This window comes from Campylobacter concisus (assembly GCA_002092835.1).
GTDB lineage: Bacteria > Campylobacterota > Campylobacteria > Campylobacterales > Campylobacteraceae > Campylobacter_A > Campylobacter_A concisus_K.
Genome location: LVWL01000002.1, coordinates 25,586 through 42,279, shown reverse-complemented (window position 1 = coordinate 42,279; position 16,694 = coordinate 25,586). Strand labels below are relative to the sequence as shown.

12 protein-coding genes, 2 tRNA genes and 3 pseudogenes are annotated in these 16,694 nt (G+C 38.3%); 2 read left to right on the top strand and 15 right to left on the bottom strand.

What is annotated here, in order from left to right:
• Positions 1-145 precede the first annotated feature (145 nt).
• A tRNA-Lys gene (locus A3835_08860) sits at positions 146-221 on the top strand.
• A gap of 8 nt (positions 222-229) precedes the next feature.
• Positions 230-304 (top strand) — tRNA-Glu (locus A3835_08855).
• A 560-nt stretch (positions 305-864) separates the two neighbouring features.
• On the opposite strand, the pseudogene A3835_08850 reads toward A3835_08855, so the two are convergent.
• The 15 genes and pseudogenes from A3835_08850 to A3835_08780 all read right to left on the bottom strand — a co-directional run bounded on the left by A3835_08850 (position 865) and on the right by A3835_08780 (position 16,666).
• Positions 865-3,239, bottom strand: a pseudogene (locus A3835_08850) (flagellar protein).
• Between the two features lie 22 nt (positions 3,240-3,261).
• Positions 3,262-4,750: pseudogene (locus A3835_08845) on the bottom strand (NADH-quinone oxidoreductase subunit N).
• Complete coding sequence (locus tag A3835_08840; GenBank protein ORI10647.1) at positions 4,747-6,258, bottom strand: NADH:ubiquinone oxidoreductase subunit M; 1,512 nt, start codon at positions 6,256-6,258, stop codon at positions 4,747-4,749. The pseudogene A3835_08845 and the gene A3835_08840 overlap by 4 nt, the downstream one beginning before the upstream one ends.
• Positions 6,258-8,096, bottom strand: a complete 1,839-nt coding sequence (locus A3835_08835) for an NADH-quinone oxidoreductase subunit L (GenBank protein ORI10646.1) — start codon at positions 8,094-8,096, stop codon at positions 6,258-6,260. The genes A3835_08840 and A3835_08835 overlap by 1 nt, the downstream gene beginning before the upstream one ends.
• Before the next feature lie 3 nt (positions 8,097-8,099).
• Positions 8,100-8,402, bottom strand: a complete 303-nt coding sequence (locus tag A3835_08830) for an NADH-quinone oxidoreductase subunit K (protein ORI10645.1) — start codon at positions 8,400-8,402, stop codon at positions 8,100-8,102.
• Positions 8,399-8,934 (bottom strand): annotated as a pseudogene (locus A3835_08825) (NADH:ubiquinone oxidoreductase subunit J). The gene A3835_08830 and the pseudogene A3835_08825 overlap by 4 nt, the downstream one beginning before the upstream one ends.
• The gene (locus A3835_08820) at positions 8,927-9,574 is read right to left on the bottom strand and encodes an NADH-quinone oxidoreductase subunit I (GenBank protein ORI10644.1); all 648 of its coding nucleotides are present in this window, start codon (positions 9,572-9,574) and stop codon (positions 8,927-8,929) included. The pseudogene A3835_08825 and the gene A3835_08820 overlap by 8 nt, the downstream one beginning before the upstream one ends.
• Before the next feature lie 8 nt (positions 9,575-9,582).
• A complete protein-coding gene (locus A3835_08815) occupies positions 9,583-10,578 on the bottom strand; it encodes an NADH-quinone oxidoreductase (GenBank protein ID ORI10643.1) in 996 nt (331 codons plus the stop codon).
• On the bottom strand, positions 10,571-12,871 hold the full coding sequence (locus A3835_08810; GenBank protein ORI10642.1) for an NADH dehydrogenase: 2,301 nt from the start codon (positions 12,869-12,871) through the stop codon (positions 10,571-10,573). Before A3835_08810 ends, A3835_08815 begins: the two co-directional genes overlap by 8 nt.
• Positions 12,868-13,578, bottom strand: coding sequence for an NADH dehydrogenase (locus A3835_08805; protein ORI10641.1), 711 nt, complete (start codon positions 13,576-13,578; stop codon positions 12,868-12,870). The genes A3835_08810 and A3835_08805 overlap by 4 nt, the downstream gene beginning before the upstream one ends.
• On the bottom strand, positions 13,575-13,805 hold the full coding sequence (locus tag A3835_08800; GenBank protein ID ORI10640.1) for a hypothetical protein: 231 nt from the start codon (positions 13,803-13,805) through the stop codon (positions 13,575-13,577). Before A3835_08800 ends, A3835_08805 begins: the two co-directional genes overlap by 4 nt.
• The gene (locus A3835_08795; protein ID ORI10639.1) at positions 13,802-15,031 is read right to left on the bottom strand and encodes an NADH dehydrogenase; all 1,230 of its coding nucleotides are present in this window, start codon (positions 15,029-15,031) and stop codon (positions 13,802-13,804) included. The genes A3835_08800 and A3835_08795 overlap by 4 nt, the downstream gene beginning before the upstream one ends.
• Positions 15,028-15,786, bottom strand: coding sequence for an NADH dehydrogenase (locus A3835_08790; GenBank protein ID ORI10638.1), 759 nt, complete (start codon positions 15,784-15,786; stop codon positions 15,028-15,030). The genes A3835_08795 and A3835_08790 overlap by 4 nt, the downstream gene beginning before the upstream one ends.
• The gene (locus A3835_08785; GenBank protein ORI10637.1) at positions 15,783-16,295 is read right to left on the bottom strand and encodes an NADH dehydrogenase; all 513 of its coding nucleotides are present in this window, start codon (positions 16,293-16,295) and stop codon (positions 15,783-15,785) included. The genes A3835_08790 and A3835_08785 overlap by 4 nt, the downstream gene beginning before the upstream one ends.
• Positions 16,277-16,666 carry an NADH dehydrogenase gene (locus tag A3835_08780; protein ORI10636.1) on the bottom strand — a complete coding sequence of 130 codons (390 nt, stop codon included), beginning with the start codon at positions 16,664-16,666 and terminating at the stop codon, positions 16,277-16,279. The genes A3835_08785 and A3835_08780 overlap by 19 nt, the downstream gene beginning before the upstream one ends.
• Between the last annotated feature and the right edge of the window lie 28 nt (positions 16,667-16,694).

Here is a 16,694-nt window from a genome sequence, read left to right as displayed (position 1 = left end):
GTTCGAGCCCCGTCCGCTGCGCCATATATTAAACCTTAGGTTAAGGTAATGTCTCATAAAGCACCCATTATTGAGTGTCAAATTAAATTTTAAGATTATAAGTTCTAAGATAACACTTTAAGATTTATTATTACTATTTAATCTTGCCTCGTTAGCTCAGTTGGTAGAGCATATCACTCTTAATGATGGGGTCGTAGGTTCGAGGCCTACACGGGGCACCATCCATTTTGGCCCATTCGTCTAGCGGTTAGGACACCAGCCTCTCACGTTGGTAACACGAGTTCGAGTCTCGTATGGGTCACCATTTTTCTAATCCTCATTACTTTTTAATTTATTAAACAGAATATTTTATTCTAGAAAAATTTCTTAAAAATGTATACTGATTTGCTTAGTAAATTGCTATTAAAAAAAGTAAAAATTAATTTTTATATTGTTGTTTAATTAGTGTGTAGTAAGTGATAAATTTTAGAAGCTATTTTACAATTAAGCTAAAAAATCTTTATAAATATAATAAAAGTATATCATAGAAACGTGATTACAGAGCGTTGCAAGTTGTTTTTGCTTTGATCTATTGGGCAAAAATCATTAAACATTTTTAATTTTTAAGCTTATAAAACGCAAAGCAGCCTACATTTGTTAATAAAGAAAGGTACTTAAAATTTAAAGATCATACCAGGGCTCGTGCGTTAAAAATCATTAAAGCTTACGATAAAATATAGCTCTTTTATAATATAAAGAGCATTTAGTGGCAATGTAAAAATATTAAAGACGCAATTATAAAGAAAGCTCAACTTAAATAGCAAAAATAAAGGTTAAAATTTAAGCTCAAATATAAAACTAGCAAAGTAAGCCATTTCTTTGTATTTAGTTTTTGCCTATCATGTCAAGCTTAGCTTTGCAAGCATCTTTATACGGGCTTACAAAATTTGAGTCAAAGCACTCATTTAAATAAGGCCTAGCCAATTTAAACTGCCTTTGTCTTATATAAATTTCACTTATCAAATTTAAAGCGTGTAAGCGGTCTTCTGGCTCAAGCTTCATGTTCAGTATAAATTTCGCCTCGTCAAGCGCCTCACCTAGGTTATCTGTCTTTAGTGAAGCTTCTGAATAGTTAAAATTTATCTTTGGCGAAAAGGTATTTATCTTGGCTTTTGTTTGTAGCTCAAGAGCTTTTTTAGCATACGTTGTAGCGATAGCGTAGTCATTACTTTTTATCGCGTAGTCACTTATAGCTGTATATGCTTCGATAATCTTAAAGTCTTGGCCTCTTAGCTGTTCGATAGCACTAATAGTTGAGATCGCCTCCGTAAAGCGTTTTATGCAAGCAATGAGTAAAACCTGTCAAAAAGAGATGGTGTTGGATCTGAGTATTCGACTGATGAGCCAAGTGAAAGCGCGTCATTTGCGGCAATGATCGCATGCTCGTAGTCTTTATTTTTATATAAAATTTTGCTCAAATTTACAAGCCACTCGACCCTATCTTCTAAATTTTCATCTTTTGCATGAGCTTTTGCGAGCTCAAGTGCATCATTGTAGCGAGCCGTTCTAAAGTAGCAGTTAAAAAGCTTAAATTGTGGTAATGAGATTTTATTTATATAGTAGTTTTCAAGTAAATTTATAACAGCCGTGCAATCATCTTTTATAAAATACTCTTTTGTAAGCTCTAGTGCAGCCTCATTTATCAGCTCCATTGCCCTGCTTAAATTTCCATCTTTTGCCATGGTTTTGTAAGATAGTGCATCGGAGAATTTGCGCTCTTTAATATCCAGCTCAAGCTCGCTTATTAGAGCCTTTTGGCTAATATTTGTCCCGGCATATTTTTCAATTAGCTCTTTATATCTAGCATGAAGTGCAGTGGCATTTTTATCTTTTTCTTCAAAGAATAATCCATCTTTTGCTTTAGTGACTTCATCGATATAATCACCATATTTAAACTCTGTCTCATACTTATTTAAGTATTCGTATGCTTTTTTCTCATCTTTTGTTTTGGCTAGATTTAGTGCTAAATTTTTTAAAGCAACTTCATAAAAATCTTTCGTCCTATCGCTATTGTTTATCAAAATTTCATAAATTTTAGCAGCCACATCAGGCATATCTTTACTTGCAAATGTAGTTGCAAGATTCATCGACTTTGTTGGGTTATTCATAAAAAATTTTTCATTCGCATTTGCGATTTTTAGTATAAATTTCTTTGCTTCATCAAATTTTTCTTTATCAATATTTGCATCAGCTAGGCTTAGTGCTGCTCTACTTGCAAGGTCGATGTCGTTTGTGGAGTAAAGCACCTTTTCATAGTCTTTTAGCGCCTCTTTTTGTCTGCCTATCTTGTAGAGATAATCAGCATAATCAAGCGCTGCAAGTTTCGTAAATTTTGAGTTTGCGTGCTCTTCGTTTAAGATATCAAGCATATATTTTGCATCACTTGCGATGCTATCTTTTAGGTAGGCTCTAGCGATTAGGTAGAGCACCTCTGGATAGTTTTCATCAGATGGGAATTTTCTAATCCAAGCCCTACCTTCACTTACGATATCTTTTGGCTCGATCTCTTCAAACTCATTTTTTATCTCAAAAATTTTATCAAGAGCCCTTAGACGAAATAGTAAAAATTCACTTGAAAAAAGGCTATTTGGATGCCTTTTTATCGCTGTTTGAGTATCTTTTACTACATTTTCATAAGCGCCCTTTTCATAAGCTCGTTTTATGCTTATGTAGATATCAATGTCATTACTATCAAGCCCAGCAATAGGGGCTTTATTAAGATCAAGCGCTCCGATACTAGGATTTAGCATATCTTTAAAATCAGGTTTAAAATTTAGCCCAGACTTTCTCTTGCTATTTTCACTGAGCGAAGTATCTATGATTATGCTAAAGTGTTTTGAAATGGTTGTTTTTGGGCTATCTTGTACGTTTTGGCTATTATAAAGCTCAGTTTTTATATTTAGTAGTTTTGACGGTGCTTTTGGCATTATGACGATAAAAAGTTTGCCATCTTGCTTTTTATATTTTATATCCATTAATGGCAGTGTCGTATCTTCAATTTTTGGCAAAATTTCATTATCTAGCATGCAGACATAGCGTTTGGTATCGTAAGCTAAAATTTGTTCCACGCATTCAAATTCTTGCTCATCGCTTAGCTGAAGGACGCTATAGGGTTTATCGCCATTTGCGCCGCTATTTAGGCTAAGATTAAAAGCGGTTAGATAAAGCGGAAAAAATAAAATAATTAAGAGCTTTTTCATGCCGCAATTATAGTTAAATTTTCTAAAATCCTGAAGCAAAGACAAAATGCTCAATAAATTCCAAAATCGCTCCAGAAAATAAAAACGAAAAGGCCGTTCCAGCTACCGCAATGCCAACAATTACTTTTAATGCCATCGAGATATTTGCAGTGTAGAGATTTTTATCTTTTACGATCGGCTCTTTTAAAAACATAAAGACGATTAGCTTTAAATAGTAATAAATCGCAATGGCAGAATTTATCATGATTATAACGCTAAGCACGACGTAATCAGACTTTATGAGCGATGAGATAAGTACCATCTTGCCCCAAAAGACGCTAAAAGGCGGTATACCAGCAAGGGCGATCATGAAAATTCCCATTATAACTGCGTAGCTTGGTAAAATTTTTATAAGCCCTGAAAATTTCTCAAATGGGTGCTTAAACGCTTATCCCAGCAGACCACATCGTCGCACCTTGCCACCCAGAGCATAGAAAATGCACCCAAATTTGCAAACAAAAACATGATCCAGTAAAAAAACAAGGCGACATTTGCCTCGTGAGAATTTGCCACAAGTGCACAAAGCACGACACCAGCGTGAGCTATGGAGCTAAAGGCGAGCATTCTTTTTACGTCCTTTTGTACTAGTGCCATGATATTTGCAAGGCTCATCGTAAGCACGGCGATGATGTAGAGCATATCTTTTATCCATGAAATTTGTGAGTCTTCAAGCATCGCAAAAATTCTTAACGCAACGATAAAAGCTGCCACCTTTGGCACGATCGACATATAGCCAGCAAGTGGGGCATTTGAGCCTTCATAAACGTCTGGGATCCATGTGTGAAATGGTATGAGTGAGAGCTTAAAGCCAATGGCTGAAGCGATGAAAACGCAGCCTAATAAAATGATCAAATTTTGATTTAGGCTAAGATCTTTTATCACAATGCCGATACGAGCGATGCCTATTGAGTTTGTCGCTAGATAAAACATCGCTATTGCCATCGCAAAAAAGCCAGCCGAGAGCGAGCCCATAGCAAAGTATTTAATGGCAGCTCGATGCTTTTTGCCTTGTTGTGAAGGGCTATTAGGGTGTAGAGGCAAAGTGAGCTGATCTCAAGGCCCAAAAATATAATGAGTAGGTTGCTTGAGCTCACCATAAATAAAAATCCAGCGATCATAAACAAAAATAGAGCGTAATACTCGTAAATTTTGTACTCAAAATACTCTTTTGTGCTAAGTGCGAGCGGGATAAAAAGGGCTGAGGCGATTAGGATGATGACTTGAGAGATGACCGAAACGCCATCAACTAAAAGCATATCCCAAAAGCTAAGGCTAAGACCGTTAAAATCAAGTATTAGACCTAAATTTACAAATATTGCGATAATACAAAATACGCAGTAGAAATTTCTTGAAAGATCTTTTTTTATGGTGCCAACGATTAAGATAAAAAGCGCAAAAATTATCATGCTAAGCATCGGAGCAACCGAAGATAAAGAAATTTCTTTAAGGTCTAAAAAGGCTATTTCGTTCATAGTTTGCTCCCGCCATTTAAAGATAAAATCTTATCCTTTGTGTCGCTATTTACAGCTCTAGTTTGCATTTTGCTTATGATATTTTGCGCGCTTGGCTCAAGCGGCTTTAGTATTAAATTTGGAGCAACACCAAGAGTGATGATAAGCAAGCAAAGTGGCACAAGAGCGGCTAGCTCTTTGAAATTTAGATCTTTTAGGCTTAAATTTTTCTCCTTACACTCGCCAAAAAATACCCTTTTATAAAGCACTAGCATATAAACAGCGCCCACGATGATGCTAAAGCCACCAAGTAGCGCAAAGAGCTTGTTTAGCTTAAAGACGCCAAGCAGGCTCAAAAACTCGCCAACAAAGCCAATCGTTAGAGGTAGGCCGATACTTGCAAGCGTTGCTATAAAAAATATGAGCGCGTACTTTGGCATGACCTTGGCAAGGCCACCAAATTCGCAAATTTCTTTGGTGTGAGCCCTCTCATAGATGACGCCAACTAACAAAAATAGCGCACCACTAACGATGCCGTGGCTTATCATCAAAAATATTGAGCCACCAAGGCCTATTAAATTTAGTGAAAAAATGCCAAGCATGATGACGCCCATGTGTGAAATGGAGCTATAAGCGATCACTTGCTTTATGTCGCTTTGTGCGTAGGCAACGAGGGCTGCGTAGATGATCATAATGATGGCTATGACGCAGACAAAGCCACTTAAAAGTAGGCTCGCGTCTGGAAAAAGCGGTAGTGAAAATCTCACAAAGCCGTAAGTGCCCATCTTTAAAAGCACGCTAGCAAGCAGCACCGAGCCGATAGTCGGAGCCTGTCCGTGCGCGTAAGGTAGCCACGTATGAAATGGAAATAATGGAGTTTTCACACCAAAGGCAAAGAAAAACGCTAAAAATAGCCAAATTTGAGCGCTTTGCCCGATACTAAGCTTGTACCAGTCAAGCAAGCTAAAGCTAAAGACGCCGCTTTTTTGATAGCACAAATAGCCGATAAAGATGATCGCTACTAGCATAAAGACAGAGCCTAAAAATGTATAGATGAAAAATTTAATCGCAGCATAAATTCTATTTTTACTGCCAAATGCGCCGATGATGTAAAGTAGCGGTATGAGGCTAAGCTCCCAAAAGCTGTAAAACAAGATCATATCAAGCGCGCTAAAGACGCCCATCATCGTGCTCTCTAAAAATAGCACGCTAATAATTAGATGCTTTAAATTTCCATCATCGCTAAGTGCCACGATAGAGATGAAGCTCATAAATGCACTAAGTACGATAAGTGCTAGCGAAATGGTATCGATGCCCACAAAATAGCTGATATTTAGGCTTGGTATGAGTGAGACTTGATGTGTTAAAACAAAGTCATAACCCTGAAAATCAACATTGACGCAGATAAAAATGGCTAGTAAAAGCTCTATGAGAGCGATGCTTGCTCCATAAAATTTGATGCTTTTATTTTCTATTAAAAAGCCAAGTATCGCGCTTATTGCAGGGAAAAATATGATTACACTTAGCATTATTTGGCTCCGTTTAATAAAAATATAAAGCTTAAAAGCAAGGCAAATCCTGCGACCATAAACCTAAGCATAATGCTTAAGTCGCCACTTTGCATTTTGTTTGCTAAAAATGCAAATTTATTTAGCGCCATTGCGACTAGATCGACACTATGATCGATTATCATCTCATCAATCTTTTTACAAATTTGTGAGATCAAAATGTAGCCATTTATAAAAAATTTCTCATAAAATTTTGGTATAAAGTAGGCATTTTGCAAAATTTTGTAAGCTTTATTCTCACAAATATTCTCTTTAAAAATTTCTTTTTTATAGGCAAATACTGCAAAGCCAGCGCTTGCTAGCACCAGACTAAGTGTTAAAATAAGTAAAAAAATTTCACTACTGTGAGATAAATTTAGTGAAAAATCTTTTAAGCTTTTTTCTAAAAACTCACTAAAGTTACTCCAAAAAAAGCCACTTATGACTGAGAGAATTCCAAGCATGCCCATGCCAGCTAGCATATAGTTTTTAGCTTCATGAACGTGTTTCTCGCTCTTTGGCTTTGTGAAAAAGACGAGCATAACGAGCCTAAAGCTATAAAATGCCGTAAGTACGGCACCAAAGAGCAAAATGATCCATAAAAATTTATTTTCACTAAAGGTGACTTCTAAAATTTTATCTTTAGAGAAAAAGCCAGCAAATGGATAAAAGCCAGATAGTGCGCAGCTTGCGATGATAGAAAGAAGCGCAGTTGGCTTCATAAATTTATAAAGCCCACCCATTTTTTTGATATTTAACTCGTCATTCATCGCGTGCATAACGTTGCCAGCGCATAAAAATAGAAGTGATTTGAAAAATGCGTGCGTGACAAGGTGAAAAAGCGCGATCTTATAAGCGCCAAGACCAGCAGCTACAAACATATATCCAAGCTGCGAAAGCGTCGAGTAGGCGACTATTTTTTTAAGGTCGTTATGTACTAGTGCAATGCTAGCGGCAAATATCGCCACAAAAGCGCCAAGGCAGGCTATAAAGTGCGAGACTTCTGACACATTTGTAAAGATGAAATTTGCACGTATCACTAGATAGACGCCAGCTGTTACCATGGTTGCTGCGTGGATGAGTGCAGAAACTGGAGTTGGCCCCTCCATAGCGTTTGCAAGCCAGGTGTGAAATGGAAACTGTGCGCTTTTACCCATGGCGCCTATAAAAAGAAGTGTTGCAATGATGCCTAAATTTAGCCCGCTAAAATCGTTTCTAGCGGTAAAAACCTCGCTAAATTTAAGTGAGCCAAAGCTATAAAATATATAAAAAATGCCAACAAGCATCGCAAGGTCAGCGACTCTATTCATTATAAAGGCTTCGTTTGCAGCGATATTTGCACTAGCTCTTTTATACCAAAAGCCAATGAGTAGCCACGAGCAAAGTCCAACACCCTCCCAGCCGATGAAAAGTCCTATAAAATTATCACTTGATACAAGGACGTTCATGCAAAATACAAAGAGTCCTAAATAGCTAAAAAAGCGGTTAAAGCTTGCGTCATCTTTCATGTAGCCAATGGAATATATATGCACTACACTGGCCACCACACCCACAGTGCTAAGCATAACAAGGCTAATGGCGTCAAGATAGAAGCCAAAATTTAAATCCAGACCACCAAAATTTATAAATTCTTTTAGTGATAAATTTAGCGGTTCATCTATGCCAAGACTGGCTGCTAGCATAAGTGAAGCGGTGGTGCTAATAATCATGAGAAGTGAACAAAAAACACCAATTAGTAAATTTTTACTGCTATGTGAAAAAAGTCCAGAAACGATAAAGCTAAGAAGTGGAAAAAATAGCGAAATACAAAATAAAATCATCCCTTAGCCTTTCATATTTGTCATTGACTCTAGGCTGATGCTGCCAGTCTTTTTGTACCAAAGCACGAGTAGCCCTAACCCCACGGCGACCTCGCTAGCAGCGATAGCCACTATAAAAAATGCAACTATCTGGCCTGTTAGGTCAAAGTAATACTTTGAAATAGCAGCCAGGGCGATGTTTGCTGAGTTTAGTAAAATTTCACTTGAAAAAAATAGCATGATCAAATTTCTTCTTCGCATTATGCCAATTAGCCCTATTACAAAGACTAGGCTTGCTAGGATGAGGTAATGTGTAAGACCTATCATAGTATCTCCTCTAGGCTGCTTTGGCTATTCATATCTTTGTGTATCAAGATGATGCCAGCAACCATCGCAACAAGAAGCATTACGGCACACATCTCAAAAGCGATCAAATACCTACTAAAAAGTAAAATTCCAATAGCCTCGATATTGCCAAGCTCACCAACCACTGGATTTAAACTCTCAAGCTTAACGCTATAAATAGACGCTAAAAATATAAATATCAAAAGCAGCGCTACAAAGCTACTTAAAAGATAGACAATAATCTTTGCCCTTTTACTACTTTTTGGTTCACACTCTTTGCTACTATCAAAAAACATCATCGCAAATGCATATAAAACGACCACAGCGCCTGTGTAGACTATTATCTGTACTACACCCAAAAATTCCGCTCCAAGCAAGAAAAATATAGCCGAGATAAAGACCATGCCAGCAGCTAAAGCTGAGACCGCGTTTAATGCGTTTTTACAAAATACGCTAAAAGAAAAGCTCACCAGAATCAAGGCACTAAAAGATAAAATGCAAAGCTCTCATACATTTTTTACTCTTTGTAAATTTATATCGCTCACCACTTTTGTCTCATTTTCACTCTCGCTTATAAATGCATTTGGCGTCTTTTTGACCAAGCTGTCAGAATTTTTAGCAAGTGCGCCATAGCCTTCAAATTCGCTTTGATCTTTTAAAAATTTATCTTTTGTTAAAAACTCATCTTTCGTGCCAAAAATAGCTCTATGTTCACTTGCGACCTCATACTCCGTGCCACATACTATCGCAAGCTCAGGGCAAACATCAGCACAAAATCCACAATACACGCATCTACTTAAATTTATTGAGTAGCTTGCGACCTTTTTGCGGCCATCTTCACCAAGTGAAGTCTTCATCGAAATACAGTTGCTAACGCAAATTTTCTCACATAGCCCGCACCCAATGCAACGTTCATTTTCACTTTCAACAAATTTTAAAAGCTTGTGAATACCCCTATATCTAGCATTTAGCTCCATCTTTTGCATAGGGTATTTTAAAGTATGCGACTTGCTAAAGAGCATCTGCTTTATCGTGACTTTTAGTCCGATCAAAAGATCAGGCTTAAATGTGGCAACGATGAAGTGCTTAAATTTATCAAACGCGCTCTTTGGCTTTAACTTTTCATCTATTAAAATATATTTTTTCTCACTCATTTTTCGCCTTAGATTAGTAGCATAAAGCCAGTGATTACGATATTTAAAATTCCAAGCGGAAGCAAAATTTTCCAGCAAAATGTACTTAACTGATCAACTCTTAAATGTGCCCATGAAGCCCTTACCCAAATAAAAAAGAAAAAGACAATGCTTGATTTTAAGATGATCATCAAAGCACCTGGGATAAATAAAAATTCGTTAAATCCACCTAAAAATAAAATCGTAATGATGATGCTAGCAGCGATCATATTTGTGTATTCGCCGATGAAAAACATCGCCCATCTCATGCCGCTATACTCGGTGCCATAGCCTGCTACTATTTCTGTTTCGTTTTCTATTAAGCAAAATGGCGTTCTATTGCACTCCACAAAGCTTGCTATTAAAAAGAGCAAAAAGGCAAGTGGCTGCTTAAATATAAGCCAGCCAAAAATTCCTTTTTGATAGTTGTTTATATCCACAAGTGAGAGTGAGCTAGTTACCATTACGACGCTTAAAAGAGCCATGCCAGCTACTATTTCGAAACTAAGAAGTGAGACTACCGCGCGAGCCGCGCTAATTAATGCAAATTTATTATAGCTTGCAAGACCTGCTGCAAGTGGAGAAAAGACGCAAACTGAAGCAACACCAGCGATGTATAAAATACCAACATTTATATCTGAGAGAATCGGACGTAATGTATGTCCAAAAATTTCAAACTCAGGCAAAAACGGCACAGGTGCAAGCGCTGCAAATGCGGCGATGGCTGATATTAGTGGAGCTATTAAAAAGATAAATTTATTCGTATTTGCTGGCACGATGTCCTCTTTTGTAAAGAGTTTTATCATGTCAGCTACTATCTGTAAAATCCCAGCAGGTCCAACCATATCAGGCCCAACGCGGCGCTGCATGTAGGCTAGTACCTTTCTCTCAGCATAAGTCGCAAGTCCTGCAAGGCTTGCCATGACGGCTAAGATGACCACGGCTTTCATGATAGTGCTTAGCACAAAAAATAGTGTTTCACTCATCTTTTGCCTTTGTGATTTTAACTGCGGCGTAGCTTTTGCCATTAAATATAACGTTTACATCAAGTTTGTCATCATAATCACCTAAATACGCACCAACTCCGCCAAGTTCGCTATCAAGCTCCACGCAAATGGCAAGCTTGTGCCCATCTTTTTCTAAAATAATCGCTTCATTTTGTGAAATTTCAAATTTAGTCATAAATTCGCTACTTGCATAAAGCTTCGCTCTTTTGGCTGTTTGCGTGGCATAGTTTGCAAAAAATGATGGCAAATTTATAGGATTTGCAAGATTTATAAGTGCCTCATCATCTTTTGAATTTATACTCTTACTATCTTTTAAAAGTGGCTCTATATCATCATTTGGTATAAAATTTGAAATTTCAAGCTTGTAGCCTCTGTGACTTGTGCCGTCGTTTGCGTAAAAATTTTCTAAATCATCAAATTTAATGCCTTTATAACCCTTTTCTTTTGGTAAATTTGGTGTGTAATCAATCGTATCTTTAGCCATTAGTCCAAGTGCATTTGCGATATCGTTTAGAAAATAACCTTTGTGCGGTATCGCCACATTTGTTAGCACTAGGGCGTTATTTATGCTTGTAAATGTTCCTTCTTGCTGATTTAGTGCGCTAGCATCGATGTCGCCTTCAAAAATGCTAAATTTATAATCACCATTTTCGTTATAGCCAAGCGTCTTACCAGACTTTTTCTCGCTTGCAAGAGTGCAAATTTTAGCAACGCCAAGTGAGTTTGTGCGTGGTGGAATTAGCATCACACGAAACGGCGTAGCTCTTGAGATCACTCCAGTAAGTGCGGCTAGTAAATTCGCATTTTCGTCCGTATAAAAATCGCTTCCTAAAATGAGCGTAAATTTGCTTTTGCCCTCACTTAAAGCCGGTACATCTAAGCCAAAATTTTCATCAAAATTTTCAAGTTTTGATGTAAGTGCGCTAGGTAAATTTTCACCCCAGTTTTTAAGTATAAAAAGTAAAATTTGCTCCAGCTCCCCAGCTTCATGCGCTACATAGATAAAATTTTTAGAATATTTTTTAACGATCTCATCGGCTATGTGATGAAAGTAAATTCCAGCTGCCTTATTCATTTTTAAAGCATTATTTAACTTAAAGCTTGTCACTGGACTCTCATGCCTTAAGAAACTACCAGCAGTGATGATAAAATCGCTATTTTTAATATCTTCATAGTCTGCGTTATACGAGCTAAGCCCACTAATTTCGCTAAATTTATTTAAAAATTTTTGATAATTTAGCGCCTCATTATTTATTAAATTTAGATCAAATTTCTCTCTTAAACGCTCTAAAATAAGGGCCTCTTCGTTCGTGATGAAGCTATTAAATTTTATATTTTTGATCGCACCATTTTTAATATTTAAAACAATCTCTTTAAATTTCTCTTCATTCTTACAGGCAAGCTCGTTGTGAAAGTCATAGCCAAACCTAGCTGCTCCACTTATCTCGCCAAATGTAAAATCATTGCTGACGCGGTAAATTTGCTTACTTCTATCGCTAGTGCTCTTTTCTTTTATGTCATAGTAAATTAGCTCGCAATCACTTTGGTGTGGATTTGCTGCTGGGATAGGGTTTAGCTCCCAGATATTTGTGCTATATTGAAAATGCGAACTAATAAGTGCTCCAGTAGGACAAACGCTGATACACTCGCCACAAAATGAGCAGTCAAGACTCTCGCCCACGCTTGGACCTATTAAGCTTTTTTGCATCTTGCTAAAAACTGCGTAGGCATCTTTTGGCATACTCTCTTTTAGCTCTTTTGGTACCTCAACGCCCCTTGGTACGGTCTTTAGCGCACTCTCACCGATCCTGTCTTTGCAAACAGTGACACATCTTTCGCAGACTATGCAAAGAGCTGGATCGTAGTTGATTAGCCCCCATTTTTTATGTGGTTTGTGCGTGTCAGCGATGGCAAATTTTTGTTCATTTACTTTTAGATGCGTGGTTAAATTTTGTAGTTCGCATTCGCCACTTTTGTCACAAACGCCACATTGAATCGGATGATTTACGCAGTAAGTCTGCATGATCGCATTTCGCTCGGCAACGATTTCTGGCGTGTTTGTATAAATTTGCATATCCTCTTTTGCTTTGGCATTACAGCTATAAACTACTTTGCCATTTGCCTCGACCATGCAAAGCCTACAAGCAAGAGTTGGTGAGCAGCCGCTAAGATAGCAAAGAGCTGGGATATAAATTCCATTTGCTCTTGCGATATTTAGGATGCTCTCGCCCTCATCTGCTTCTAAAATTTGATCATTTATGCTTATTTTCATTTACTGACTACTACTTGTTTAAATGCGTATCCATCAAACTCTTTTGCGCCAAATATCGCAACTGTACCTTTTAGCGAATGGTCTAGTTTAAATTTTGCCCTCACGCTAAAATCTTTTGCTTTAAGTTCTAGTATATCGCCATCTTTTGCCTTTGCTACGATGCCAAATTGCACGCCGCCTACGATCTCATCGCTTGCGTTTTTGTTTAGATAAACGACCGCTCCGTCAAAATTTTCAAGCTCTTTTAGCTCGTCTATTTTGTGATAATCATTAAATTCTTTCCTGCAACCACCAGCCAAAACAACATTTTTGCCTAAAATTTCAAGTAGCCAAAAGATCGCATCTTTATCTGGATGAGTAAAAAATGAATCATCAATAACGATGTTTTTAACATCCTTTATCCACTCGCCTAGCTCTTCAAATTCCTCTTCACCAACATTGCACTCGCCGCTTATCAGCCCATCATCAAGCTCGCTAAAAAACTCATCGCAAGACAAATTTGCGTATTTGCAAAGAAGAGCTAAGACATAGCTTATTGAGCCTATTTCGCAGCGGATTAAATTTTCGCCGCCAAGCTCGCTATCTTCGATGCAAGAGATGTATTTAAACTCGTGCTCTTTTATCTTTTTTGCTAAACTTTTGTCGCTCAAGCTTAGTAAATTTGCGATGCTTAAGCTTTTGCCTGCTATTAAATCATTAAATTTCATATCTTGCCCTTTTTTATGGTTAATACCCAATCAACTTGGTTAAATTTAAGCGAGTTCATCACTTCGCAGTTTAGATTATAGGCTAAATTTACAGCCTTTGTCACACCACTAAAATCGCCTATCTCAAATAAAAATATAATCACTTCGCCAGGCTCGCCAGCCTTTATCTGCTGTCCAAGAGCGCTCAAAAACTCACTCTTTAAGTGCCTAAGATCGACCCTTCTCATCTATCGACCTCGCCTAAGATGATATTTGTGCTACCAATTATCGTAGCGACGTCAGCAACGTACTGACCTACTAATAAATCTTCGTAAATAGCGCAGTGCCAAAAGCTTGGCGTGCGAATTTTTAGGCGGTATGGGCTTGCACTGCCGTCCGAGTTTATATAAATTCCAAGCTCGCCCTTTGGCGACTCGCTAGCAAAATAAATTTCACCTTTTGGAGGCTTTAGTCCCTGAGTTATTAGCACAAAATGTTGCATTAGTGAGTAGTTTTGGCTCATTATCTGCTCTTTTGAAGCGCTCACGTAATCTGGCGCGTCGGCGATGATAGCGGGGCTGCTTGTCTGATACTTGCTAACGCACTGCTTTAAAATTTTCACGCACTCACGCATCTCTTTCATGTAAAGCAGATACCTTGCGTAGCAGTCGCCTTTAGTGGCGTAAGGTACGTCAAATTCTAACTCGTCGTAGATGAGATAAGACTCTTCTTTTCTTATATCACGTGCGATCCCGCTTGCTCTTAGCATGACGCCAGAGCAGCCGCTACTAAGGGCTAGCTCTTTGCTAATTACGCCCACATCAACAAGTCTTGCTTGCCAAATTCTATTTTCACTTAGCAGATCTTCATAAAGCGTGATGTCGCTTGGAAATTTCTCGCAAAATTTAAGCAGCTCCTCGCACCAGCCATCAGGCAGATCAAGCGGCACGCCACCGATCCTTATCGAGCTATGAGTTAGCCTTGCGCCGCAGTATTTTTCTATGAGATCAAGGACGTATTCGCGCTCTCTAAATGCGTATAAAAATACGCTCATAGCCCCCACGTCAAGGGCGTGTGTAGCTAAAAATAAAAGGTGCGAGCTGATACGATTTAGCTCCAAAAGCATAACTCTAATGATCTGCGCACGGCGAGGCACTTCGATAGCGCAAAGCTTCTCCACAGCGGCGCAAAATGCGTAGTTATTAGCGCTCGATGCTATGTAGTCCACCCTGTCAGTTACTGGGATAAACTCCTGATAGGTCATATTTTCAGCCATCTTTTCAACGCCTCGGTGCATAAAGCCAACCTCTGGCAGCGCTCGCACCACCTTTTCGCCGTCAAGCTCTAGCACAAGCTTTAGCTGTCCGTGTGCACTTGGGTGCTGTGGGCCAAAATTTAGTATCATCTTGCCATCATTTTGCTCAAATTCTAAATTTTCAAAAAATGGTTTTAAGCGGTTTGGTGACTGACTCAAGGTCTTTCCTTTACTATCTGGCTTTGGTTAAATTTAGCCTTTTTGACAAATTTTACGCCGCCATCTTCTTGATACTCGTACTCTTCGCTAAATACTCTTGAAAATCCAAAGGTATCTTTCTCATCCACATATGCTGGATCGCGGTTCTCTTCGCCAATTTGCTCTCTAAACTCGCTTCCAAAAATTTTATCCACCTCGTACCATTTAGCAGCCTCGTCGCCCACTAGCGGATAGCTCCTTAAGAGCGGGTGTGAGTGCCAGTCATCAGGCATGATGAGACGTTTTAAATTTGGATGATCTTTAATGAGAACGCCGCTTAAATCATACATCTCGCGCTCAGCCCAGTTCGCGCTTTTATAAAGCTCGCAAACGCTTTTTAGCATTTCATCCTTTTTTACAAAGCATTTTACGCGGACGCGTCTATTTTTACTGATACTAAGCAATTGATAAAAAACTTCATATCCGCCTTTTTGACTTGTGAAATCAAGTGCTGCAAGCTCGCTAAGCTGTTCGTAACCAAAGCTTTTTAGTGTCTTAAGAGCTTTAAAATTTTCACTAGAATTTACATAAATTACAAGCTGATCAAACTCCACATAGCTAGATAAAATTTCTACTCCGTTTTGCTCTAAGATGGCTAGCTCTTCATCAAATTTAGAACCTCTTGCCTCATCTTTTGGCGTCTGCTTTTCTATATAAAATTTTTCTTTGTAATACTGCTTTTTTTGCAGATCATTCTTTGGCTTATACTCTCTCATATCTCAAGCTTTCTTGGCTTTTGCGCCCTAAATGCACTTTGCTTTCTTATCTTTTTTTGAAGCATCATAAGTGCGTATTGAAGCGTCTCTGGACGTGGGGCACAGCCTGGGATGTAGATATCAACAGGTATTATCCTATCTACGCCTTGAACGGTAGAGTAGGTATTAAACATGCCGCCAGTGTTCGCGCAGCTACCCATCGAGATGACCCATTTTGGCTCAGGCATCTGGTCGTAAAGACGTCTTGTAAACTCAGCGTGTTTTTTAGTTAGCGTGCCAGCTATAATCATCACCTCTGAGTGTCTTGGACTTGCCCTAAAAATGGTGCCAAATCTATCAAAGTCATATCTGCTAGCGCCACTTGCCATCATCTCGATCGCACAGCAAGCAAGCCCGTAGCTAAGAGCCCAAAGCGAGTTGCTCCTGCCCCATTGAACTAGCTTATCAACGGTTGTTAAAACTACTGGCAAGCCGCCATTTGCAGCGTAGTTTATCTGATGCTTTGCCATTTAAAGACTCCTTTTTGCCAAGCATAAGCAAAGCCGATAAGTAAAATCGCCACAAAAAGCAACATTTCGATTAGTCCAAAAATTCCAAGTAGCCTAAAATCCACCGCCCACGGATACATAAAAATGACCTCAACATCAAACAAAATAAATAAAATTCCATAAAAAAAGTAGTGGATATTTATCTTGTTTGGCTGTTTTACGGTGGTTGGACCACACTCATAAAAGCCAAGTTTTAGACGCTGGGTATTGCGGTTGGCTAATTTTTTACTTATTTTTGAAGATAAGAATGTTATTAAACAAAATGAACAAGTCGCTAGTAAAAGTATGATAAATGCACCAAAATAGGTACTTTCAAGCTCTGAATGTGACATACTTTGCCTTTTTTAATTTTTAAGATTC